General features: G+C 57.5%; 9 protein-coding genes and 12 pseudogenes. 5 read left to right on the forward strand and 16 right to left on the reverse strand.

Going from position 1 to position 24163, the window contains the following annotated elements; all coding sequences use genetic code 11:
- Positions 1–496: 496 nt before the first annotated feature.
- Both G5S42_RS40865 and G5S42_RS40870 read left to right on the forward strand, forming a co-directional pair.
- A pseudogene (locus G5S42_RS40865) lies at positions 497–739 on the forward strand (IS30 family transposase); the annotation flags it as partial.
- Positions 740–805: 66 nt separating this feature from the next.
- The gene (locus G5S42_RS40870) at positions 806–1615 is read left to right on the forward strand and encodes an IS5 family transposase (protein ID WP_176112309.1); all 810 of its coding nucleotides are present in this window, start codon (positions 806–808) and stop codon (positions 1613–1615) included.
- A 282-nt stretch (positions 1616–1897) separates the two neighbouring features.
- Here G5S42_RS40870 and G5S42_RS40875 read toward each other — a convergent pair.
- From G5S42_RS40875 to G5S42_RS40890, 4 genes and pseudogenes are all read right to left on the reverse strand, one after another.
- A pseudogene (locus tag G5S42_RS40875) lies at positions 1898–2496 on the reverse strand (Tn3 family transposase).
- A 159-nt stretch (positions 2497–2655) separates the two neighbouring features.
- A pseudogene (locus G5S42_RS40880) lies at positions 2656–3102 on the reverse strand (IS6 family transposase); the annotation flags it as partial.
- Between the two features lie 983 nt (positions 3103–4085).
- Complete coding sequence (gene ltrA / locus G5S42_RS40885; RefSeq protein ID WP_246392539.1) at positions 4086–5252, reverse strand: group II intron reverse transcriptase/maturase; 1167 nt, start codon at positions 5250–5252, stop codon at positions 4086–4088.
- Between the two features lie 530 nt (positions 5253–5782).
- Positions 5783–6067 (reverse strand): annotated as a pseudogene (locus tag G5S42_RS40890) (IS6 family transposase); the annotation flags it as partial.
- A gap of 180 nt (positions 6068–6247) precedes the next feature.
- On the opposite strand from G5S42_RS40890, the gene G5S42_RS40895 reads away from it, so the two are divergent.
- A complete protein-coding gene (locus tag G5S42_RS40895) occupies positions 6248–8563 on the forward strand; it encodes a S9 family peptidase (RefSeq protein WP_176112311.1) in 2316 nt (771 codons plus the stop codon).
- A gap of 566 nt (positions 8564–9129) precedes the next feature.
- Here G5S42_RS40895 and G5S42_RS40900 read toward each other — a convergent pair.
- The 6 genes and pseudogenes from G5S42_RS40900 to G5S42_RS40925 form a co-directional block, all read right to left on the reverse strand.
- Positions 9130–9828, reverse strand: a pseudogene (locus tag G5S42_RS40900) (transposase); the annotation flags it as partial.
- 71 nt (positions 9829–9899) lie between these two features.
- Positions 9900–11480 carry an IS66 family transposase gene (tnpC, locus tag G5S42_RS40905; RefSeq protein ID WP_176112312.1) on the reverse strand — a complete coding sequence of 527 codons (1581 nt, stop codon included), beginning with the start codon at positions 11478–11480 and terminating at the stop codon, positions 9900–9902.
- 32 nt (positions 11481–11512) lie between these two features.
- Complete coding sequence (gene tnpB, locus G5S42_RS40910; protein WP_176112313.1) at positions 11513–11866, reverse strand: IS66 family insertion sequence element accessory protein TnpB; 354 nt, start codon at positions 11864–11866, stop codon at positions 11513–11515.
- On the reverse strand, positions 11842–12336 hold the full coding sequence (locus G5S42_RS40915) for a transposase (RefSeq protein WP_176112314.1): 495 nt from the start codon (positions 12334–12336) through the stop codon (positions 11842–11844). The genes tnpB and G5S42_RS40915 overlap by 25 nt, the downstream gene beginning before the upstream one ends.
- Before the next feature lie 87 nt (positions 12337–12423).
- Positions 12424–13056 (reverse strand): annotated as a pseudogene (locus G5S42_RS40920) (IS5 family transposase); the annotation flags it as partial.
- Between the two features lie 114 nt (positions 13057–13170).
- Positions 13171–14583 (reverse strand): annotated as a pseudogene (locus G5S42_RS40925) (site-specific integrase); the annotation flags it as partial.
- Between the two features lie 174 nt (positions 14584–14757).
- Between G5S42_RS40925 and G5S42_RS45345 the strand changes: the two are divergent.
- Positions 14758–17715: pseudogene (locus G5S42_RS45345) on the forward strand (Tn3 family transposase).
- Positions 17716–17800: 85 nt separating this feature from the next.
- On the opposite strand, the gene G5S42_RS40935 reads toward G5S42_RS45345, so the two are convergent.
- From G5S42_RS40935 to G5S42_RS40955, 5 genes and pseudogenes are all read right to left on the reverse strand, one after another.
- A complete protein-coding gene (locus tag G5S42_RS40935) occupies positions 17801–19534 on the reverse strand; it encodes a carbamoyltransferase family protein (protein ID WP_176112315.1) in 1734 nt (577 codons plus the stop codon).
- Between the two features lie 81 nt (positions 19535–19615).
- Positions 19616–19903, reverse strand: coding sequence for a hypothetical protein (locus tag G5S42_RS40940; RefSeq protein ID WP_176112316.1), 288 nt, complete (start codon positions 19901–19903; stop codon positions 19616–19618).
- 12 nt (positions 19904–19915) lie between these two features.
- Positions 19916–20824 (reverse strand): annotated as a pseudogene (locus G5S42_RS40945) (IS3 family transposase); the annotation flags it as partial.
- 78 nt (positions 20825–20902) lie between these two features.
- Complete coding sequence (gene ltrA, locus G5S42_RS40950; RefSeq protein ID WP_176112317.1) at positions 20903–22153, reverse strand: group II intron reverse transcriptase/maturase; 1251 nt, start codon at positions 22151–22153, stop codon at positions 20903–20905.
- A 519-nt stretch (positions 22154–22672) separates the two neighbouring features.
- Positions 22673–22936: pseudogene (locus G5S42_RS40955) on the reverse strand (transposase); the annotation flags it as partial.
- Between the two features lie 150 nt (positions 22937–23086).
- On the opposite strand from G5S42_RS40955, the pseudogene G5S42_RS40960 reads away from it, so the two are divergent.
- Positions 23087–23280 (forward strand): annotated as a pseudogene (locus tag G5S42_RS40960) (IS110 family transposase); the annotation flags it as partial.
- 15 nt (positions 23281–23295) lie between these two features.
- On the opposite strand, the pseudogene G5S42_RS40965 reads toward G5S42_RS40960, so the two are convergent.
- Positions 23296–23442: pseudogene (locus G5S42_RS40965) on the reverse strand (IS6 family transposase); the annotation flags it as partial.
- Positions 23443–24163 lie beyond the last annotated feature (721 nt).

A 24163-nucleotide genomic window follows, 5' to 3' on the forward strand; every position in this document is an offset into this window, starting at 1 on the left:
CCATCACTGAGCGCAATGGACTTCCACTTGTTTAAAATCCCAAGGTACTGTCGCAATATGGAAGCTGGCCCGCGAGAGCACGAAAAATAGAAGACTACTTATGCAACGAGCGAATAGAGTTGCTGGAGGGGGCCATATGCATTGGTCTCGATTCCCCCAGAATGATGCGCGCGGCGAAAATTCTCGATTCCCATCATTGGGCGGAGTCGACGTTTGACGGTCCGGCGATCTTGTTCGGCATTGGTTCAGATACTTCTTCTGGCGGATCCGGATTGGCACATCCGCTTGGCGTTGATCGCTTGTCAGGCAGCCAGATTCGATCCGTTCTGATCGATCGTCGACGGCCGGTCCCCAGCGCGGTGCGGGTAATTATGGGCAGCTCATGTAGGCACGTCACTCAGCAACGGTGTGCCCCGAGGGCATCGTGACGAAGCCTACGGATTTAACCGGTGGGTGCAACACAATGAGCGCTGCATGAGCGGTGGGAGTGTTGCAAATGAAAGAGCGACGCCGGATTTACTATAGCGAGAAGCAGAAAACGCTGACATGGGAACGCTGGCGGGAGGGTGAGTCCCTCCAGCGTGTCGCCCAGCTTTTCGATCCGCCCGCACTCGTCTGTGCAGGGATTATCGGCGAAACCGGTGGAGTCCGGCCGGTACAGCGTCATTGTTCGCTGCTGGCGGTACCATTCCCCGAGCGGGAGGAGATATCGAGAGCGCTTGTTGCGGGCGATTCGCTTCCCTTGAAATCGGTGGGCCACTAGAGCGTGTTAGGAACTTCGATTGAGACCTGGTATCCTGGCGGGATGAAAACAACTGACCGCAAAGGGTATCCGACTGATGTGTCGGATGAGGAATGGAGTTTCGCGGCGCCGTATCTGACGCTGATGGACGTTGACGCGCCCCAGCGCAAATACGAACTGCGCGACATGTTTGATGCATTGCGCTGGATGGCTCGTGCCGGCGCGCCGTGGAGGATGCTGCCCAATGATTTCCCGCCGTGGGAGCTGGTGTATCAGCAGACTCAACGCTGGTTGCAGGCTGGCTGCTTTGAGAGCATGGTGAGTGACCTGCGCTCGGTGATACGCGTGGCACAGGGCCGTCGGGGACAGCCCAGCGCGGTCATCCTCGATGGCCGCACGATACAGTCGACCTGCGAGAGCGGCCCGCGTGCGGGTTATGACGGTTATAAGCGCAAGCGCGGTAGTAAGGTACATATTGCAGCAGACACGCTGGGACAGTTGCTGGCGGTGCACGTGACCCCAGCCAATGAACAGGAGCGCGCACAGGTAGCGGAGCTTGCGCGGCAGGTCCAGCAGGTAACGGGACGAACGGTCAAGGTGGCATTTGCCGATCAGGGATACACGGGCAAAGAGCCAGCGCAGGCTGCGTTCGACGAGGGCATTGACCTTCAGGTGATCAAACTCGAAGAAACGAAAAAGGGTTTCGTTCTGCTCCCCCGCCGGTGGGTGGTCGCGCGCAGCTTTGGCTGGCTCAACCGTTTCCGGCGTCTCGCACGTGACTATGAACGGCTCCCCGAAACTCTCGCTGGGCTTCATTTCGTCTTCGCAATGCTCATGCTTGTCCACGCCGTGTCAGTACTTCAAAGTTCCTAACACGCTCTAGCCACACCGGCCAGTTGCATCCTGCAGATCACCCGCACGATTTGACATAAACTAATTTATCAACACAGCTAGTAGTTGTAGTGTGGTTGTAGGTCCCAAATAGGGGTTGTAAGTCGGAACCGCAGAAATTTTGGAATGGAAGTCCTTTGATTTCAGGTGGTTAGAGAAGGTCGAGACCCGCAAGCATGGCCGCGATGTCGATCGGATTCTCGTTGCGAAACGTCTAATGCCCGAGGAAGTGGATGTGCCGCCACGCCACCGGAGAAATCTTCTTCAGCATCGCGAGCGCCTTCTCATTTCCCTCCCGTTGGTAGCGTTCAGTTGTGAGAGCAGTACCGAGTTGAAGGCGGTCATGGCCGCGAAATTCATCTTGTTGATGCTGTGCATGTCTCCGGTGATAATCGTCGACGCGATATCGGTCGTGTTGTGATAACAGAGGTCGAAGACGTAATGGCTTTCGTGCTCGTGCGCACCGATGAGGTTGGTGAGTGTGGCAACGTGATTGGTGAGGGAGGTAAAGGCGACGACTCCCCGTTCGCGACCGAAATATTTGCGCGAGTGCCTCGCCTTTGCGGTCGGAGTGGCGGCAGCGAACTTCTGTCCGTCGATGGCACCGAAAAGTGCGCCAAGATCGGACGAGTAGTACTCGAAGATCGGTAATTGTGCGATGAAGTTGGCAACCCGGTCGTTGGCAGCCCGCAGTGTGGCCAGACGGCAGTACTGGCGATATGTTTCGTCGAGTGTGTGATACGGGATATCGCAGGTCTGGACATGGCGAGATTGCCGAGATTGGTGGCCTGCGCAATAATCACCGCCATCAAGCTGTCCGCGTCGGCGATCTTCTTCGCGTAACGGGGTTGCAGGGGCGTCATCGTCAACAAGAAGCCGCAACGCTCATTCACAAACCGGATGATGTCGGCAATGTCGCGTAGCGCGCAGCTTCGCGTAGAAGCTTTCCTGCTGTGTGGCGTTTTTGTCGGTTCTGTCGCGATAAGGAATTAAGGGCGATGAGGGTGGCGAGAGCGCCGCGGTCATATGGCCAAGGAATAGAACTGCTCGGCGGCCGACGGACTGCTCCCCTTGGGGATAACCATCTGCCCTTTGCGGATCATCCGCATGGTCTCGATGCCACCGAGGACGATGCGAGCGCAGCGAAAATTCTGGAACCCCTACATCGGCCTGACCCGGCGTTTGATGCCACGGTGGTCCTGCTCAACGAGGTTATTCAGATACTTGTTCTGCCTGATCTTGATCGGCGTTTCCCGCTCAGCATTGATCGCCTGCATGGCCGCGAGGTTCGCGCCACTCTTGTCCACCGTGACGGTCTTTGGCGCACCGTTCTGGGCGATGGCCTTTTCGAAGAAGCGCCGGGCAGCGGCAGTGTCTCGGCGCGCGCGCAACAGGAAGTCAATGGTCTTGCCGGGCTTGTCCACGGCCCGGTAGAGATACTTCCACTGGCCCTTGACGAGGAGCGGAGTAAGAGACAGGGCGTAGTCGAACTATTTCCCTGCCTCTCCTCCCCGAACCGGACGTGCGCCTCTCAGCGCATCCGGCTCTCCGCTGAAGTGTCGTTTCGAAAAGTCGACACCGTTCCACCGTGCCGCCAGTTTGCTTTGTATTTCACTGATTATCGAAGGTCTTCACCTCGCTACAGTCAGTTAATTCAACCAGGCAAACCACTTCAACTTCCCCCTTCGCCATGTAGCCGGCTTTCCCGGCCTCGGACTACTACGGAGACTCCGCCAGCTTGCACATCATTGGGAGGCACACTCCCTTAACATCTGTGCAAGCCTTCCCCAGTTCACATGCTGGACTCAAGCGCACGGGCGAGACTGCCTGTCGCAGTCTTTATCCTTGCTTGCCGCAAGTCGTCGCGAATACCACGGCCTAGCTGCGCGCTCTCCATGGCTCCGTGCTGATGGGCCTACATGGCCAGTCAGCATTCGCGTTGCCGGGCCGTACATATGATCGGCAACAATTCGCGTCCTGCCTATTAAGCGGTGTAGGCAGGGGTGACGATTCAACCCTCAGATGCGTTCAAACAGGTTCGTGTTCCTCAACCGTCCCATGCTCAGCCTAGAGGCTCATCTTGGCGTAACCGCTTCGCCGCAAGCCCCGTTTCCCACGGACTTCGTCACCGTGCCAGTGTCGGCAAGTCACCGCCGCTTCGGCTCACTTCCTCTCGCAGCAGAAGAAGGGCATACCCGGTACTACAACAGCAACTTCTCCGGGTTTTGCATTCCAACTATGCTCAAGCAACTTCACCCCCATACAGGCGGGCTACGTTGGCTGGGCGTACTGTAGGGGTGAGTAGACCCGGGGAATTGCGCCCCGAGTCTCTCGCAGAACCGTGCGTAAACCTCTCGATTTACACGGCTCCCGTTATCCAACCTGTTTCCCCTGATACTGCCAGTGCGCGAACTCTCGCGGGTACGCCTGCCTCATCTTGCGTAGCCACTCCTCACTGCACCGTTTGTGCCGTCGCAGTGTTTTGTACTTGCTGCTGAACCCAGCGCACGAGCTTTCGGTCGAGATACCGACTCAACTCATGCATGGCTGTCCGATGGAAAGCCCCGTAGTAGTTCCACCAGCCACATATCGTGGGATTACATCGCTCAGCGAGTTCGAACAGTGATTTCGACGTTTGGCGCTGCAACCGCCACCCCCGCACCGTCTGTCTCATCCGTTTCAGGGCGTCAGGACTGACTCCAGGTACAAAGCTGGTCGAGACCTGCCCGTGCCTGGTCAACACCCTTCGCGGACGAAACTGAAAGCCCAGAAATGTGAAGGTCACATTCGGGTAGGTTTGGGTGCGACTTCTGTCCTTGCAATACACGATCTTTGACTTTTCAGGATGCATCGTCAACCCACATTCCGCCAGCCGCGAGGCAATGGCGTGCATAACCTCTTGTGCCTGCTCCTGGCTACGGCAATGGACCACCGCATCATCGGCATAGCGCGCAAAGGGACACTGCGGGAAGTGACGCTGTATCCAGACGTCAAACGCATAGTGCATGAACAGATTCATCAGGATCGGACTGACCACTCCCCCCTGCGGGGTACCGCGGTCCCGCGGCAAGCGGGTACCCTGTGCAGTTTCGAATGGCGCAGTCAGCCACCTCTCGATGTACATCAGGATCCAGTCCTCTTTGATGTGTTTGCGTACCGCTTTTAGCAAGAGGCCATGATCGATTTGATCAAAGGCCGCCTTGATATCAAACTCCACCAGCCAGTCGAACTTCCAGCACCTTTGTCGGGTGATGGCGACCGCCTGCCTGGCCGATTTCCCGGGCCGGTAACCATACGAATCCGCATGGAATAGTGGATCGAGAATCGGCTCAATGAGGAGCTTGACCGCAGTCTGCGCCACACGGTCACTCACCGTGGGCACGCCCAACTTGCGAATACCGCCCGTTGCCTTTGGAATCTCAACTTGCTTGACCGGTGGCGGGAAGTACGACCCCGACGACATCCGATTCCACAGCTTGAACAGATTCTTCGGCAGGTCCTGCTCGAACATCTCGATAGTTTCATCATCGATGCCGGCAGCACCCCGGTTGGCCTTCACTCGCTGGTACGCCTCCCAGATCGTTCGCTTGGCAATGTCATAAGTTTTCGTTGATGTCATGTCACTCCTCCCCGACAAGCAGGTTGGTGACCTTCGTCAACCGGATAACGCTGCCCCTTCGCTCCACCCTCATTACAAGGGCTTCAACACTACTACGGGCAGCTCCGCCCCTCGTTGCGGCATCGGTATTCTTCCTCATGGTGTTAGCCATTTGTCATTTCCCTTTCCATCCGCAACAAGGTTCTCACGTTCCATACCGAAGCCTGTATTGAGCTCATGCCGCCTCTACGCCGGCTGCCGCCAGGTCCGTAAACAGGTCTCGTCCTGACTGATCCTGGAGCGACGAAATGACCCCAGTTTTGACAGCACCTTAACGAATTAACGACGCATCATCGAACGGTTTGCTTTCGCTCATCTTCTCAACACATACCTGCCATCCTTATGGATGACTTTTCCACGGTCGCTCACCACCACGCCTTTTGAGCGCAGCAGCACCGGGCGGTTTGAAGCCTGCTCCTGCAAGCCGGCTTCGGGAGGCCTACTCCCATCTTCAGTACAGCACCACAAGCTTTCGCTTGTGTTCGTGACACACTCTCGTCCATGCGCCAGCTGTTGCCTACCGGGCGCTGGAGCCGAGGAAAGGCCTTCTCGAGCACCGGCAGCAGCTTGATCACCCAGCGATGCACCGTGGAATGATCCACCTCGATGCCGCGCTCGGCCATCATCTCTTCCAGATCCCGCAAGCTCAGCGAGTACGCCGCGTACCAGCGCACGCACAGCAGAATCACGTCCACCGGATGGTACAGGCGCTTGAGGACATTGGCAGCAATGCCGTCTGGCAGGCTCCTGCGCGGCGTCTTCGCTGGCTTATTCATCTGCCGACTTGCAGTTTCCAAAACCGGCCATTCTACTTCCCGTTATCGCGACAGAACCTCACCGGTCGCCTCGCTTGCGCTCAGCGGACACTGATCATACCCACTCGCATTCACTGATGGCATAAAAATTGCTCCAAGGTAGGCCGACGACGTAACCTACATACTCAAGGCCAAACATCCATGCAAAAAATTGTCACCATCTTTCTGCTTCTAATTTCCTACTGCACGTTGCTATCGGCTGCTGACAACCAAGGGAACGGAACCATACACCCCCCCTTTGCTCTTACCCCCTCAGACTTTCAGCGGGCTCTCACAGTTCGCTATCAATACTCGGATAAAATTGTCAATTTTGTCGATACCCCCCCTTTCTGGCTTTCGCCCGAGACCCTTGCCTACCGACGGACGACACATGGTGAGCGCCAGTTCATTAAATTCAATATCAAAACCGGGAAGAAGCAACAGGCTTTCGATCATAGCCGCCTTGCCGAAGCATTAAATAAGGCGGCCTCCTCGAATTTCCGAGGCAATTCGCTGCCCTTTGACCGCTTCGAAATCGGACAAGACGGCCACCAGTTGCTGTTCTCCATTGATTCCGTTCAGTGGAGTTGCGATCTTTCAAGCTACATCTGCACTAGGATCTCTGAGGGCGAAATCTCGTCATTTCATAACGACTTCACGCCAACGGCTGAAAGCGATAATCGAATAATAAGCGATTCACCGGACGGCAAGTGGAAAGCATATATCAAAAACTACAACGTCTTTCTAATGAGTAAGGACGGGTCAGTAAATGTACCGTTAAGTTCGGACGGGACAGAAGCGAACAATTACGTCTTCTCATCCCTAAAGTGGTCCCCTGACTCGAATCACCTCGCAGGTTACCGTGTCGCCGTCGGCCAACCGCGTCAAATTATGCTTGTCAATTCCTCAGCAACAAACCATCAAGCCAGGTATGAGCAATTAGCGTATCCCAAAGCGGGAGATATTCTTCCGCGACCGCAACCGGTACTATTCGACATAGTCAACAAGCGCATGGTCAATATCGACAATACTTTGTTCCCGAATCCTTTTGACCTTTCCGAAATTAATTGGTGGAAGAATGGGGAAGCCTTTACATTTGAGTACAACCAACGCGGCCATCAGCTCTACCGAGTAATCGAGGTGGAGGCAGCCACCGGCCGTACGCGCTCTTTGATCGATGAGGTCAGCTCCACGTTCGTCGATTATACAGATTTAAGAAATAACCAAAGAAGTGCCGGAAAACACTTTCGCTACAATGTTAATGATGGAGAGGAAATTATCTGGGCATCCGAGCGCGATGGATTTGAACATCTGTACCTCTTTAATGGCCGTACCGGTGTTTTAGAAAACCAAATCACCAAAGGTGACTGGGTTGTCCGCGCGGTGGACCACATCGATCCGGTCAGAAGGGAAATCTGGTTTGAAGCAAGCGGAATGAATTTCGGTGAGGACCCTTATTTCGTTCATGCCTACCGAATTGGCTTCGACGGAAAGGGGCTGACATCACTTACGCCAGAACCGGCCAATCATCACATCGAGTTTTCTCCGGACGGTAGATTCTACGTCGACCTCTGGTCGCGTATCGACCTTCCCCCACGCATGGCGCTTTTCCGGTCTAGAGACAACGCTAAACTGATGCAGATCGAGAGCACCGACATCTCCCAACTCGAATCTAATGGATGGAGAGCACCAATCAATTTTGTTGCCAAAGGGCGCGATGGTAAGACCGATATTTGGGGAATCATTCATCTACCAGATAGATTCGATCCACATCTGAAGTATCCTGTGGTGGAGGATATATATGCCGGCCCGCAAGGCTCTCACGTCCCAAAGTCATTCACAACCACAACAGAGCCCCTTACCCAGTTGGGTTTTATCGTTGTGCAAATCGACGGAATGGGCACTAACAACCGTTCACGCCTTTTCCATGACGTCGCGTGGAAGAATCTGAAAGATGCAGGCCTTCCCGATCGCATTCTGTGGCATAAGGCGGCTGCCTCTCTATATCCCTGGTACGACATCTCGAATTTGGGAATCTTCGGTACATCAGCTGGCGGCCAGAACGCCGTTGATGCACTGCTATTCCATTCGGACTTCTATAAGGTTGCGGTAGCCAACAGTGGTTGCTATGACAACCGTATGGACAAGATATGGTGGAACGAACAGTGGATGGGCTGGCCCGTCGGCATTGAATACTCACAGTCCTCCGCCATCGACAATGCCGACAATCTGCACGGCAAACTTATGCTTGTTGTGGGCGAAATGGACCACAATGTCGATCCGGCCTCCACCTTTGCGCTCGCCGACAGTCTCATTAAGGCGGGAAAGGAATTCGAAATGGTCTATGTGCCTGGTGCTGATCATGGAGCCCCCGGTATCTTCACCGAGCGTAAGCTCATGGATTTCTTCGTTCGCAATGTTTTCGGGCAAGATCCGCCTAATTGGAATGCCACATCGACGCATTTTCCGTCGAGTTGATGACCCTTTATACTGATCGCTGTGACATTGAGTTCGTAGGATTTTTCTATAGTCACATTCAATCGTTTACGTTGGGCTCAGGACTGCTATTGTTTGCCTTCGTTGAATGCAAGCCCGCAAGATTCGTGTGGGAGACCGGCGCAGTGTCATCGCCGGTCGCTGAGCGTCGCCGTCGTTCAGGCGCTACGCCGAAAGCAGTGGGGTCAATGCCTTTGCGCGTTGGCGATCGTACTCGCTCTGGCGCTTGAAAAATTTCTCGCCTCAGCGGTCTTGGACCTGAGGATTGAAAGTGGCACGGCCATTGGGATGCCAACGAGATCATTCGCTTGTAGGGGTTATAAGCTGGAACCGCCGATTTTTCCGAAATCCTTCGAATTCAATAGGTTAGCGGCTATTTTCGGGCGGCAAAGGCCTGATCCATATCCCTCGCACGCTGGATTTCGTCGCCGTGCAGGTACATCGATGTCGTCGCGATCGATGCATGGCGCAGGTTGTCGCGCACGCTGGTCAGTTTGGCCCCGCTAGCGAGTCGGGTCTGAATAATTCGTTTTCGGCGACGACGCCGTTCATGGTGTCGAAGCGGAAGCCGCGGAGCGGTTGAGCAATGCGACAAGTACAAGGACGTAAAAACGCCGCAGCTTTCTGAGGATCATGCACAGGTTGTGGCCGGCACCACATAGCACTGCGTTGATCGCATCCCCGAGCGCGCCCTTGAGCCAGTTCCGGTCGAGTTTGCCGTCGGCCTTCATATGACCGATCGCTGGTTCAATCGCGCTGCGCCGCCGGATCATGGCGCGCAACGTGCGCGTGATGCCGCGTCGCAGGCCGGGATGGTAGACCTTCACCCCGTCTGGCTCAGCGCCCCGGTAACCACGGTCGACGATCGCGATTTCAGGTTTGACATCGCTGAGAATCGCTGCCTGCTCCAGCGCTTCTTCCAGCGTATGTCCATCGTACGGATTGCCCGGCATCGAGCGGGCACCCACCAACAGCCCTTCCCGGTGTGTCGTCGTGATCGACACCTTGACGCCAAACTCGTATGGCGTGCGCGCCTTACCCTTGGCCAGGCACTCGACTTCCGGCGCGTGCAGCGCATACAGCTTATTTTTGTCCTTCGTCTTCTGCGTCAGGATTCGCTTCGTGCGGGCAATCAGTTCCTGCAGCTCAGCTCGCCTGTTATCAACCACCGTGTCGAGTTGCCGTTCGACATCGCGCATGACGCGGCCGACACGCGAGCGCAGGGTGCGCACTGCCTTTCTCATCCGTATGCGGTCCGTGAACGACGCCCCTCAGAGTGATGCAGTTGACGGCGCGGGGTACTGGGAATTGGTACGGATCAGCGGAGATCGACGGGCATGCGCCAAGGCAGCAACGCTTCGTAGTCATCTGCCGTCTTCGCTAGAGGCAGACGCTGGAACAGCCACGTGAGGTAGCGGTAGGGATCGATACCGTTGGCCTTTGCCGTTTCGACCAAGGTATAAAGATTGGCACTTGCGTTCGCGCCATCAACAGTGTCGCTGAACAGCCAAGAGCGGCGTCCCACGCAGAATGGGCGAATCGCATTTTCACAAGCATTGTTGCTAACGGGCCAATCGCCGTTCTCGATGTAACGGATCAGCTTTGGCCACTGCGCACGTAGGTAAGTCAGTCCTTTGCCAAGAAGGCTTTTCGGTACGACACCGTGCGACTGCTCGAGCATCAGCGCGTGGATCGCGTCGAGCACACGTGCGCTGTATCGCCGTCGCAACCGCTGCCGTCGCTGTGCAGACCACGTCTCGCTACGCACTTCGGCGGCAAACAGCCTGCCGATCAATTTGATGAAGCGCGTCGCAAGAAGGTCGTGGGTTCGTGCCGCCTTGGGCACGCTGTCTTCTGCCTTGACGAAGTACCGTCTCACGTGAACCCAACACCCAAGGTGCACGAGCTCGTAGCGCCTGGCGATATCGTTGTAGGGTTCGTAGCCGTCGGTCATCATGACCGCGCCTGACCGGATTCCAGTGAACAGCCTGTCGGCCAGTTTTGTACCGCGCCCGGGTGTATAAGTGAAGCAACGGATCGGCACACCCGAACCCGTCATTTGCGCCCACAGGTAGCTCGTCGTTTTTGGCCGGCGGCCTTCTTCTTTCAGCACCTGCAGCGTCGTCTCGTCGCAATAGATCAGCCCGGCGTCAAGCAGCGCGTCGCGCAGCAGGTTGATCACGGGCTGCGACGCGAGACCGACGCGGACCATGCTGGCCGCGATCGTGTTCGACGAGATGTCGCCGCCGAATCGACGCAGCAAGCCAGCCTGGCGATACAGAGGCATGCCGAACTGATACTTGCCGGTGGCGATCCACGCGAGCGCCGATTCGCCCAACAGCCCACGAGGGATGATGCGTGCCGGCGCCGGCGTGACCTTGATACCGAGATCGCAGCACGGGCAGGCATACTTGACGCGCTGGTGCTGGATCACGCGAAGCTGCTCCGGAATGACGTCGAGCTGTTCGCTGATCTCCACGCCGAACTCGACGAGCGCATGTCCGTCGTTCATGCAGAAGCGCTCGGCTTCGGGCAATTCGTGCCGCACAACGTCGCGCGGCAGGTTGGGATCGAGCGGCTTGCGATGGCCGCGTTTCTTGCGCGTGTGTGCTGAGACCGTCGACTCCGGCGAGTCTTCCTGGGCGGGCATGCGCCCGGCACCGAGCACTTCTGCTTCATTGAACAAGCCGAGCTGATCGGAACCTCGGGCTTCGCTCTTTACGCCGAACAACTCCTGACGGTAAGCCCGCAGGCGCTCTTCGGCAAGGTCGCGTTCCGCTGTCACGAGTCGTAGGGCACCGCGTAACGCTTCCTGCTCCTCCCGCAATGCCCGAGCCGCATCGCGCTCGGCGAGTAGCGCTATCAGTTCCTCGGCGGTGATCGTGACGTTGACCGGCATGCTGGATTAGACCATGTATGCCGGCGGGTTGTTCAGCTCACACGCCGATATTGCTGCCTCGGATGTCGACGGACCGTCGTGATGTCATCGCCGTCGAGCAGGGCATGCAACACGCTGGTCGTCATCGTCACGACCTCGGCCTTGTTGTCGGGCCAGATAAAATGGCTTGCCTCAAGGCGTTTCGTCATAAGCCAGAAGCCGCTACCATCCCAGCAAAGAATCTTGATTCTGTCTCGACGCCGGTTCCCGAAGATGTAAAGCGAGGAGTCCATTGGATTCAGGTGCATCGCCTGTTCAACGAGAATCGACAGGCTGTTCATGCCGTACCGGAAGTCAACCGGATCGCGATGTAAATATACGCTCAGTTTTTCGTCGAACCGGAACACGGCATCCTCCCCAGGATCTGAATCAGCGTCGTCAGCTCGTCGATCGTCGCGATGGCCTTTCCGAACTGGAGCTCGACACCGTTGGACAGGCGCACATGCACTGCGAGTGTCATTGACCCGGCTGACGCTGAGGCCGGTGGCGCCGTCGCCGCATGGACAACCGGGACGAAGGCGGCAGCATTCGCCACATGTGGCAGCACTTCATTGCCAGCGGCTGGAACATCAATCAGCACGCCCTCCAGGCTCGGTGAAGGCTGTTTGGTGTCGGCGTGCCTCTGCTGATATTGGGTCACCCAGGTACGCAGCAGATTCGGGTTGATGTCGTATTCGATTGCCGTGCGAGCTATCGATACGCCTGGCATCAAGCATAGACGGACAAGCTCATCGCGTGCCTCATTATCGTATTCGCGTCGGCCATCGCGTTTCTGGCCAATCACCAGACGGCTTCTCAAGTCTTTTTTCTCTGTCATCGGTGCAAGTGTCTACGTGTCCACGTGGACACGTAGCATCAGAGTGCAGCGATTTTCAGACAAGGGCGTCCTTGGTGGACCGCATACTCTCATCCGCCGGTACTGCTTCGCGTGCGCGTAGCGGCTGATCTGGGTGGCCAGGCGTGGTGCTTCGCGGTTGTAGTTCTGACGCAGTTTCAGGCCGTGCCGCGCAGCTGCCTTCACGAGGTGTTCACGACAGCGCTCCAGCAGTCGCGAGTCAGTCGGATGTGCGATCGCCTTGGGCATCACGGTCGTATCAACGATTACGCGTTTCGCGCTCGACGCCTTGATCACTCCGGCACGCTTCGCCGCGTCGATCGTCTCGGCGAGCAACTCCTCGACACCGGCTTCTCCCAACCGTTTGCGCCATCGCGTGAGGCTGGACGGATCGATCGGCGGTTCGGCCTGCAAGTACGTCTCGCCCGTAAAAACCTGCCAGTACGGGTTCTAAACCCATTGCCACACAACATCCTCGTCCGAGAGGTCGAAGGCGTGCTGCAGATACAGCAGACCAGCGATCAGTCGAGGCGAACTCGCAGGTCTGCCTTTACCCGAAACGAAACTCGCGCTCATCGATGCACTGAGCCGCTCCCAATTGATCAGCTCGGCCAGCCGTACCAGTGGATGCTTGAGATTGATCTGTTCGCGCAGTGGATGCCGGAACAAATCCTTCTCCGTTACAGGCGCCTTCGGACCCATCTAAACCTCGTCAGAATTTGCAGGCTATACCCAGCAATATGCCAGGTCTCTGCAATTCCAACAACACGATTTCCGCCGGAAACCCCCAACGCTTAAGGCTCTACGGTTTGTTCAGGCTGGACTAGCGAGGGCGTGGCTCGCGTGACTGTGGCGCATCCAGTGCGGACTCGCGATACCCGCGTCGCCGTCTTCGCCCAGACTCGCGACCAGTGATGTCTTCGGGTTCCAGCGTTGTGGCGTGACAGGCAGGCGTCGCTGTGCAAGGTACTGATCGAGCGCAGTACGCGCGACCGGCGGCAGTGCCACCTTGCCGGGCTTGCTGCCCTTGCCGACCAGATGCAGCCAGTGATCACCGTGCCCGTCCACGCGGATGCTGCCGACCCCGGCGCCGACCAGTTCGCTCGCGCGCAGACCCGTCGCGTAGCCGAAGTCAAGCAGGAAGCGCAGCCGCTGCGCCGCTGGCTCCGACCAGCCATAGGACCCTCCGAGGCCGTCGGCAATCGCGCGGACCAGCAGCCACTCACCCTCGGTGAAACCGCGCGTCGTGTCCAGCGCTGGCTGCGAGGCGTGGCCTCGGACCTTGACGCCGGAAAACGGATTGGCGAGCACGTAACGCTGCTCGATCAGCCAGCGAAACAGCGCCGAGAGCACCGTCAGTGCGTAGGCTGCTGAGCGCGCTGACAGGCCGCTCGTAAAGGGGCGCCATTTGACGGAATCGCGCGGCCGCGGTGGCCCGACCCAGCGCTCGCGCGGCGCCGGACGTCTCACGAACGCCCGGTAGGCGATCGCGTCGTCGGTTGTCAGTGACGACAGCGCCCGCCCGCGTTCGACGATCGCCCACAGGATCAGCCGCTTGGCCTCCTTGCGATAGGCGCGCTGCGTCGTCGCTGTTTCGTGCAGCGCAAGCCACGCCTGTACCGCCTCGTAATCGTTCGTCGCGTTCAGCGTGCAGGCATTACGCGGCGCCCGGAAACTGCCCTGCAAGCCATCGACCTCGTGCGGCAGGCGCAACTCTTCCCACGGCACGATGCTGCGTGGCTGGGTGACCGCGACCAGTGCGCGGGCGCGCTCGGTCAACAGCGGATGCCCGGCGAAGAAGGCTTCGACTTGCCGAGCCCCCATCGCGCCGAGCCCCTCGATCGTTCGCCACCATCCGCGCCGTCGCGGGATGCGTACGGTCAGTTCCGAGAGCGTATGGATGCCGTGTGCACGCAGGGCATTCGCGGTCCGGGGTGCGAGCCACCGTTCAATGTCGTCGCTGATCTGGGGCTGTGGCGCATTCACCGAGGGCAACGTCCTGAGCGCGTGTTCAACTGCCTTGGCTCGCCCCTGCCGCTCTTGGGGCGTGTGCTGGAATACCGCCGCCAGATCCAGTCGATGGCGGCTTTCGGCGAACGCGATGAGCTGCCGGCGGATGCGGCCGAGCATGCCACGTGCGGACTGGCCCGACGCCTTGAGGCCAGGCAGGTAGCGCAGGACGGTTGCACGTGAACTGAGGCCTGCATACCAGCCACGCAGCGCGGCCAGCGCATCGGCATCCGGGAACCCGGGTTCGGCAGGCGTCGCGGCCGGGGGCGCCGGGGCAGACGCGTCTTCATCGGTTGAGGTTACGTACGTAAAATTAAGATGGTAGCCCGATAATATCAATTATTGGTCTGTCACGCTTTAAACTGGCGCCCTTTCAGTTTCTTCCGCCTCTGGATGCGCGCCCACAACGACCATCTCGCCCTGCTGCCCGAAGCAGAACGGCAAGCGCTCTATGACCGCCCCGAATTCGATGATTTCCAGCGCGCGGGGTACTTTGCCTTCACCGCCGACGAACTGGCGCTAGCGGAACGGCGCCGCGGCCTGAACGAACAAATACTCTGTCTGCTGCAAACCGGCTATTTCAAGGCCACGCGGGCGTTTTTTACGTTTACGGAACCTTCCGCTGGAGGATGCGGGATACCTGCGCGAACGCTATTTCCCTCAACAGGCGCTTTCGCCAAGACTCATCCGGTCTGCGGAAATCTACGCGCAGCGACGCGAAATCCTTTCACTGTTCCGCTTTCGCCTCTGGTCGAAGCACGACAGCCCGTCACTCACGCAACGCACCGCACAACTGGTACGGCGCGATGTGACACCCGCATACGTGGTCACCGAACTCATCATCTGGCTGAACCAGCAACATATCGTACGGCCGGGTCATACCACCTTCCAGACGATCATCAGTACCGCGCTGCGTGAAGAACGGCAACGACTGGCCGCGCTGATCGAGGCGCAAATCACCGATGACGTCAAGGCCTCGCTACAAGGCCTGCTCGTACGCGACGAGTCGCTGTCCGAACTCGCTGCTATCAAGCAGGATGCGAAATATTTCGGACCTCACATGATGGGACGCGAGCGCCGCAAGCGCGCCACGCTCGAACCCGTCTACAACGCCGCCCGACCCATCCTGCCCCAACTCGGTATCTCACAGCAGAATATCGCGTATTACGCGAGCTTGGCACATTTCTATACCATCTATGACCTACGTCAGCCGCAACCCGGGCAGTCATTCCTGTACCTGCTGTGCTACGCCTGGCAGCGCTACCGGCAGCTGAACGACAATCTCGTCGATGCCCTGCGCCATCACACGAAGAAGTTCGAAGACGACAGCAAGGCCAGTGCCGATCACGCTTTCATTCACGCCAAGCTTCAGCGGCAGAAAGATACACCTCAGGTCGGCAGGCTCCTGCAGCTCTACGTCGATGACTCGCTCGACAATGTCACGCCGTTCGGAATCGTGCGGCACCAGGCATTCAGCATCCTGCCCAAGGCTGACCTACAGCAGGTCGCCAGCCTGTTGAGCACTAAGCCCCTCAGCCAGATGGAGCTGCGCTGGCAGGCCGTCGACGAGGTCGCCGGGCAGATTCGCACGCGGCTCCGGCCGCGGGCGACGACACTCCAGTTTTCGAGCGCACGCAACGACGATCCATGGCTTGCGGCCCTGCACTGGATGCGAGGGGTGTTCGCTCGCCGGCAGCGCCTTGACCGACAACCGATCGACGACATTCCTCCCAATACAATCCCGGAGCGACTGCGCCCGTATCTGCTCACCTTTGGCGACCGGGGCCAGCCCACAGCCCTTCGCGGCGATCGCTATGAATTCTGGGTCTACCGGCAACTGCGCAAACGCATCGATAGCGGCGATCTGCCTCTGAATGACAGTACCCAGCATCGACAGTTCAGCGACCATCTTGTTCCTGCCGATCGTACGGCAGCCGTGCTCGACAAACTGGATCTCGCCTAGTTGCACCAACCGGTACAAGTCACCGTTGCCGCCTTGTGCGACGAGCTTCGCAAACTCTGGCAGTGCTTTGACCATGAACTGCGACAGGGCAAGCTCAAACACCTTGACTACGACGCGCAACACAGCACCCTGACGTGGCGCAAACCCAAGGCCGACAAAAACGCCACACAGCAGGAAAGCTTCTACGCGAAGCTGCGCGCGCTACGCGACATTGCCGACATCATCCGGTTTGTGAATGAGCGTTGCGGCTTCCTGTTGACGATGACGCCCCTGCAACCCCGTTACGCGAAGAAGATCGCCGACGCGGACAGCTTGATGGCGGTGATTATTGCGCAGGCCACCAATCTCGGCAATCTCGCCATGTCCAGACCTGCGATATCCCGTATCACACACTCGACGAAACATATCGCCAGTACTGCCGTCTGGCCACACTGCGGGCTGCCAACGACCGGGTTGCCAACTTCATCGCACAATTACCGATCTTCGAGTACTACTCGTCCGATCTTGGCGCACTTTTCGGTGCCATCGACGGACAGAAGTTCGCTGCCGCCACTCCGACCGCAAAGGCGAGGCACTCGCGCAAATATTTCGGTCGCGAACGGGGAGTCGTCGCCTTTACCTCCCTCACCAATCAGTTACCACAACACGACCGATATCGCGCCGACGATTATCACCGGAGACATGCACAGCATCAACAAGATGAATTTCGCGGCCATGTACTGGTTCGAGATGGACTTTGCGCCGCGCTTCACCAACCTGCAAGCACAGCTAAAACATCTGTTTTGCGGCGACGACATTGAGCAGGACGACAATTTCCTGATCAAACCCGCTGGACAGATCGACTTGCCCGCCATCTGCGACGATCCGTGTGTCTTCGAACAGATCATCGCGTCACTCAGCATGAAGGAAATGAGCCAGCAGGCACTGGTTCGCAAGCTTTGCGCATTGTCTCCACATCACCGCACGCGCCGTGCCGTCTTCGAGTTCGGTAAACTCGTGCGCAGCATCTACACGCTGCGCTACATGCGCGACCCACAACTGCAGCGCAACGTCCATCGTCCGCAGAACCGGATCGAAGCGTATCACGCGCTGCGCGGCTTCATCGCCGAGGTCAGTGGCAGAAAGCACCTGATCGGCAAGACCGATCACGACATTGCGATCAATAACGAGTGCGGCCGGCTGCTGGCCAATGTCGTGACCGCCTTCAACTCGGTACTGCTCTCACAACTGAACGCTACCAACGGGAGGGAAATGAGAAGGCGCTCGCGATGCTGAAGAAGATTTCTCCGGTGGCGTGGCCGCGCATCCACTTCCTCGGGCATTACACGTTTCGCAACGAGAACCCGATCGACATCGCGGCCATGCTTGCGGGTCTCGACCTTCTCTAACCACCTGAAATCAAGGGACTTCCATTCCAAAATTTCTGCGGTTCCGGCTTACAACCCCATGTACGGCCAGGTCTCAGGGCTGATGTCAGGTGTAACCTGGGTTTTTCTCAACGAGGTAGTTGCCAAGCACGAGGTAGTCGATGTCAGTCTTCAAGAATGTATTAATGGCGTCCTGAGGGCTGCACACAATCGGCTCGGAGTCGTTGAAGGAAGTGTTTAGCAGCAGCGGAACGCCTGTGAGTGCCTCGAACTCAGAAATCAAGCGGTAGTACTCAGGGTGATCCTCCCGATAAACCGTCTGCGCACGTACAGTTTGGTCAAAATGAACGACTGCCGGGATCGCACCCGCCTTTTCGGGGTGGACCACTGACGTCGTAAGCATGTACTTTCCTGCATTCACGTCGGTACTTCCGATGAACCATTCCTCTGCACGTTCTCCGAGAATGCTTGGACAGAACGGACGGTAAAGTTCGCGATGCTTCACCTTGACGTTCATCAATTCGCGGATGTCTTTGTTGCGTGGATCTGCTAGCAAGCTACGCGCACCAAGCGCACGCGGCCCCCACTCCATCCCACCACTGAACCAACCGACAATGTTGCCATCAGCGATAAGCTGCGCGGCTTTCCCCGCAACTTCCACCTTGTTGTAGTTCAGGTTCGTGCGAGAAAGCACCGCCTCGATTTCATCGTCAGTGTAGCTCGGGCCGAGGTAGGCGTTCGTAAACACATAGTCCCGCGGCCGACCAAGCATTTGATTCCAAATCAGGAATGCAGCCCCCATCGCGGTGCCAGCATCGTTGGAGGCCGGCTGAATAAAGATATTGTCGAACAGCTTCTCACGCACAATCGCGCCATTAGCTGCACAATTTAGCGCGACGCCCCCGGCCATGCACAACTTGCGATGGGTTTGATAATCGAAACGACGCAGGATTTCTACGAGCACCTGTTCGGTCAGCAACTGCAGGCCAGCTGCGACATTCACGTAGGCCTGCCAGTTCTCGACGTTGAAGTCCACAGGCTCATAGCGCCTTGGCAGGCCGAAAAGCGTCTCCAACGGAGAGAAGTCTGGCGATTCATGACGCAGCACGGCCAGATCGACGCTCATGTTTTGCTTGTTAGTCACAATCTTCGCAAATAGGTCAATGGTTTTGGTAGCGTCGCCATAGGCGGCGAGACCCATGACCTTGGACGCATCGTACTGGCTAAAGCCAAGATATTTGGACAGCTTCTCCCACACAAACCCGAGTGAATTCGGAAAAATAAAATCGTGCACTTTGCGCAGTTGCGTGCCCTCTCCGTAGTACAGCGAAGTACTCGCCCATTCCCCGATTCCGTCAATCACGAGCACCGCGGCCTTATCGAACTGCGACACGTGGAAGGCGCTTGCGGCGTGGCAATCGTGGTGCGGCAGAAAGTGGAAGGTCCCCCTGAATCCGGCGTTCTCAATCAGTTGCCTGCGCGCGGACAGCACCCCATCAATGAAGTCCAGCCTCCCTTCGATTGTCTGGTAGCTCTCCTTCTCCAGCGGCCACACGTGAGGCGTGTCGTTCGTATCTCGCCATTGTGCCACGCCCTCTTGAAGAATTTCAGGGCTGAAGGAGTAACCGAGGTGCTCACAGTCGGCAAGCGTGATGCCCGCAGCCTCGAGACACTTATTGATCGCGAGCCATGGCAACTCGCCCGTCGTCTCGGGACTGGCGAGTTTCCCATGCTTGATGCGATTTAGACGCTCCTCTTCGATCGCCATTACGACTTGCCCATCCTTGATAAGACAAGCGGCAGATTCGTGGTAAGCGGCGTTAATACCAAGTACATACATCTTGGAGTCCTTTAAGGTTGAGGCTACTTCAATACTTCACTGACCAGTATCTCGACGATGCATTGATTACCGGAACAATGCCTAGCAACACATCCAGCGTTCGTTTAGAGGAAATCGCTCGTCAAAATCTCTACTTTCCACCAGGAAATCTATGAAATCCGAGGCTGTTGCTTCCTCGCTGGTGCCAGAGAAAAATTCCCTGGTCATGGATGACGAGTGGTCAACTGAAATTTTCTTGTAAAAATGCAATTTCGAAAAAACTGGAAAAAATCCAGTGCATTTTGCCGGCTGACCAGTTTTTTCATCGATTTCCTCATAAGTAAGCTCGCTGCGGCTTATCATTGTCGGCGTGGATTTGACGTATCCCATAGCCGAGGGAATTCAGGCGGCTCGGTGGGCAGCGAGCCAGTTCTTCTCGAACGTCATAGGGCTGACGTAATCGAGCGTCGAGTGTAGCCGATGGGCATTGTAGAAACCCAGCCAATCAACGATTTCGTCCATCACCGCGCGCCGTGTGGCGAAGTGCCGACCATGCAGGCGACCGACTTTCAGCGAAGCCCACAAGCTTTCGGTCGGCGCGTTGTCCCTGCAATCGCCACGGCGGCTCATCGACGAACGCATCCCATATGCTTTCAGCGTGTCCTGAAACAGCCCGCTGCAATACTGGCTGCCCCGGTCGCTGTGCATGATCAGGCCCGGCGGCGGACGCCGTCTGAACCATGCCATGCGCAGCGCGTCAGTGACCAGCTCGGCCTTCATGTGAGGCTGCATCGACCAGCCCACCACCTGCCGGCTGAACAGGTCGATGATGACCGCCAGATAAACCCAGCCTTCTGCAGTCGCGCCGTACGTGATGTCGCTCGTCCAGACCTGATTCGGCGCACTCGTCGTGAAGTTACGCTTCAGCAAGTTCGGCGCGACCGGCAGGTTATGGTTCGAATTCGTCGTCGCGATGAACTTGCGCTTGTGCCGAGCACGAATGCCGTGCCGCGCCATCAGATGGCGAACCCGCTCCTTACCCACGCGCACACCACGTGCAACCAGTTCTTTCGTCATGCGCGGCCAGCCGTACTCACCCTTGACCTGCGCATGGATCGCGCGGATGTTGGCCAGCACGGCATCGTCGCTGATTCGTACCGGGCTGTGCCTCTCCCGGCCCGCTGCAGCCCGCTGACGCCGCTGGTGATACCCGCTCGGGCTGACCTCCAGCAACTCGCACAGCAGCGACGCCGGCCAGCGCTTGTGCTCCCGTTCGATAAAGGCGTACTTCACGGCGATTCTTTCGCAAAGTGTCGAGTAGCCCGGCGGAACTTCCCCGCCAGGCCCTCACAGATCCGTACGTGAATCTCTCGATTCATACGGCTCTTGTCATCCAGCCGGAGGCAAGACCCCCACCTTCCAGTGATACAGCAGATCCGGTGCGCGCGCCGCCAGCAGCCTGAGCCACGTCCGAGCCTTGGCACGACTTCGTTTGAACCGACGGTACTTGCGCGCCGCCCATTTCGCCAGAATGTCGTTGAGGTGGCCGATCACGCGTTTGAATACGCTCATATAGAACGCCGCGTAATAGTTCCACCATCCGCGCAGGGCTGGATTGACCCGCTCGGCAATGTCTTCAATCCCAGCATCTGTCCAGCGGCCGATGTCCCACATCCGCATTTTCTCGCGAATGCGCTTCGCGGCCTTGCTGCTGAGCGCAGGACTGAAGCTGTTGAAGTAGATGCCGCGCTTGCTTTTGGCCAGCCGGCCACGGAAGGTGTATCCCAGAAAGTCGAAGCTCGTGTAGGGATAGTCTTTCTTGCGATTCCCATCCCGGCAGTACACGATCCTCGTCTTCTCAGGATGCAGTTCCAGGCCACAGGCCTTGAGACGCGCACCGATTGCCTCCAGCAACCGTCTGGCTTCGGCTTCACTTTTACAGTGGACCAATCCATCGTCGGCGTACCGCACGAAGGACGTTTCCGGAAAGTGCCTCGCCATCCAGCTATCAAAGGCATAATGCATGTAGAGATTAAACAGCACCGGGCTGACGACACCGCCCTGCGGCGTGCCCTGCGTCCGCGACACCATTTCCTGCCCCCTCATCATTGGCGCCGTCAACCAGCGTTCGACATACAGCTCCACCCATGTGCAACGGGCATGCTGCCGCACCGCTTTCATCATGAGTTCGTGATCAACGTGGTCAAACGCACCTTTGATGTCAAATTCCAGTACCCAATCGTATTTCCAGCAACGGCTCCGGACAGCAGCAATCGCATCCAGCGCCGACCTGGAAGGACGGTAAGCATAGGAATCCGTATGGAAACAGGGCTCTACCTGCGCTTCAAGATAATTGCGCACAACCGCCTGGGCAACGCGGTCAGCCACTGTTGGAATTCCCAGTAACCGCTTGCGATTCTTGTCATTGCCCTTCGGAATTTCCACGCCGCGCACCGGCGGGGGGAAGTAGCTCCCTGAAGACATCCGGTTCCACAGCTTGTACAGACTGCGTCCAAGCCGCTCTTCAAATGCCTCGATGGTTTGCCCGTCCACACCATGCGCGCCATGGTTCGCTTTCACCTGAAGCCATGCTGCCCACACAGACTGCTTCGTTATTGCAAACGGCCGGGCTCGACTCATCGGCTCATCCCATTCTCTGGTTGGCCGACGGGTCTTGCCGGATGAAGCATTCCCTTCGCTCCGCCCCCATTACGAGGCTTCACCGCCACTACGGAATGCTCCGTCCCTGTACCCCGCATCGGTACTCTCGCTTTCTTCGAGTCCTTCAAATCAAGCTTCTCCCTTCGCATCGAGATGACAGGTTCCTATGTTCCGTTCAATCGCCTGGAGTAACGTCACGCCGTCTATATGCCGGTCGCCACCAAGCCAGTCATCAGGCTCCCGCTTGGTTTGTCCCAGGGTGCAGCGTGGACCCTGGTTTTGACGACGGGTGGAAAAAGCTATCGACACCTCATCGACGGTTCGCTTGCGCTCGTCTCGTTATTCCATACCTGACGCATTCACTGCGCCTTTTCTTCAACGCTCACCACCACGTCTCTTAAACGCAGCAGCTTGAAGTGGTTTGATGCCTTCTCCTGAAAGACGGCATCGAGGGGCCCACCCTCATCGATCAAACAGCTTTCATAGCACACACGCTGCCGCCTTTTTTAGAATGTCGCGCTCCATCTTCAGTCGCGCATTCTCCGCACGCAGTCGAGCCGGCTCCATCTGCTCCTCGGTTACCGGCTTCGTACCCGGGCCGACCAGCGTTCCTTTTCGGTCCGCCTGCACCCAGTTCGAGATCGTCTGGCTCGACACCCCCAGAATCGCCGACACCGCTGCCAGGCTCTGGCCGCCCTTCACCAGCCGCACCGCCTCCAGCTTGAATTCCAGGGTGTACCGCGCACGCTTCAATTGGCTCATCTTCGTTTCTCCTTGCTGCAGTTTAAACCTCAGCAAGGGATACGTTTTTCAGGGGCAAGCTCAAAGCAAGATGGATCCTCACGGGTCAACGGCATCGATGTGTCCAAGTGGCAAATAGGAAGCTTTCCAAGGCGACCGGAGGATCCAGTGATGAATCGTACAGCAGTCGGTGTGGATATCGCGAAAACGTGTTCCAGTTGCATTACATCGATCAGGAAACCGGCGAGATCGTGAACAAGCCGATCAAGCGAGCAAAGTTCCTCGAACACTTCGCGAACCTTACGCCGTGCCTGATCGGGATGGAAGCGTCCGGCGGTGCGCACCACTGGGCTCGGCAACTGACGACCGCGTTCATTTCATTCTTCGAGGTTACGGAGGCTCAATGAGTACGCCACGTACCACCGGACGCACAGCAGGATCACGTCCAGCGGGTAGCGCAACCGCTTCAATACCTTGCCAATGCCGGCGGGCAGCATCTTGCTCGGCGTCTTCGTCTTTGCCATCATGCGTGTCATACGTCGTGGTCGACGGATTTTACTTGACCGCGCTAATGCGACAAAACCCCGCCAACTCCGGTGTTGTTAAGAACCTTAGAAACTGGGCGATATTAGAAACTCGTTTGGATATCGGAAAAATAATTGATATCCATTCGATTCGCGATTGGTGGTATGTTGGTAACAAATTTCGTGCGGCCCGTAGTAGTTTGATTTTTGGTTGTGCGCGCACAAGGTCTTTCTTGATCGGTAGTTTGGCTGGGGTGAGGCGGCAGGGACGCATCTGCGGGCGGCAATCGTGATCTGAAGCGGCGCGCTCAGCTTATTGTCACAGATGGCGTGGACTTGACGTGCATGCGAACGCTTGCCGCTCTGGCGGGTATGGGGGGATCGCGACATCAGCAACAAGGGGTCTATGTTCGTGAGTCGCCGGGAACTCGTCAACGCACTAGCCTTTCGATAGTGTTCGCGAACCCGCATTTCAGTGGTCGGCATTGACTTCGATGCTTATCGTGACTGGTGTCGTCGTAACGGCGGCGCGCTTGGCCAGATGCCCCCCCCCCGGTCTTGGCTGGGAGGTTGAGATGTCGCATTGTATTCCTTTGGCGCGCCCGGATCATGGGGCGAATAAGCGTTCGTTAACTTGACAAAGCTAGGAACTGGGACTGTTTAATGGTTACCGGGTTCGTCGTACCGCTGCGCCGAAAGCGCGCCCAGCATGATAGGTCCCATA

This window comes from Paraburkholderia youngii (genome assembly GCF_013366925.1).
In the GTDB taxonomy this organism is placed as follows: Bacteria; Pseudomonadota; Gammaproteobacteria; order Burkholderiales; family Burkholderiaceae; genus Paraburkholderia; species Paraburkholderia youngii.

Excerpts from the sequence above, each read along its gene's own strand:
- ltrA (WP_176112317.1), bottom strand. The coding sequence starts at position 22,153 with ATGAGTCGAGCCCGGCCGTTTGCAATAACGAAGCAGTCTGTGTGGGCA.
- tnpC (WP_176112312.1), bottom strand. The coding sequence starts at position 11,480 with ATGCCGGTCAACGTCACGATCACCGCCGAGGAACTGATAGCGCTACTC.
- G5S42_RS40870 (WP_176112309.1), top strand. The coding sequence starts at position 806 with ATGAAAACAACTGACCGCAAAGGGTATCCGACTGATGTGTCGGATGAG.
- G5S42_RS40915 (WP_176112314.1), bottom strand. The coding sequence starts at position 12,336 with ATGACAGAGAAAAAAGACTTGAGAAGCCGTCTGGTGATTGGCCAGAAA.
- G5S42_RS40895 (WP_176112311.1), top strand. The coding sequence starts at position 6,248 with ATGCAAAAAATTGTCACCATCTTTCTGCTTCTAATTTCCTACTGCACG.
- G5S42_RS40940 (WP_176112316.1), bottom strand. The coding sequence starts at position 19,903 with ATGGGATACGTCAAATCCACGCCGACAATGATAAGCCGCAGCGAGCTT.
- G5S42_RS40935 (WP_176112315.1), bottom strand. The coding sequence starts at position 19,534 with ATGTATGTACTTGGTATTAACGCCGCTTACCACGAATCTGCCGCTTGT.
- ltrA (WP_246392539.1), bottom strand. The coding sequence starts at position 5,252 with ATGACATCAACGAAAACTTATGACATTGCCAAGCGAACGATCTGGGAG.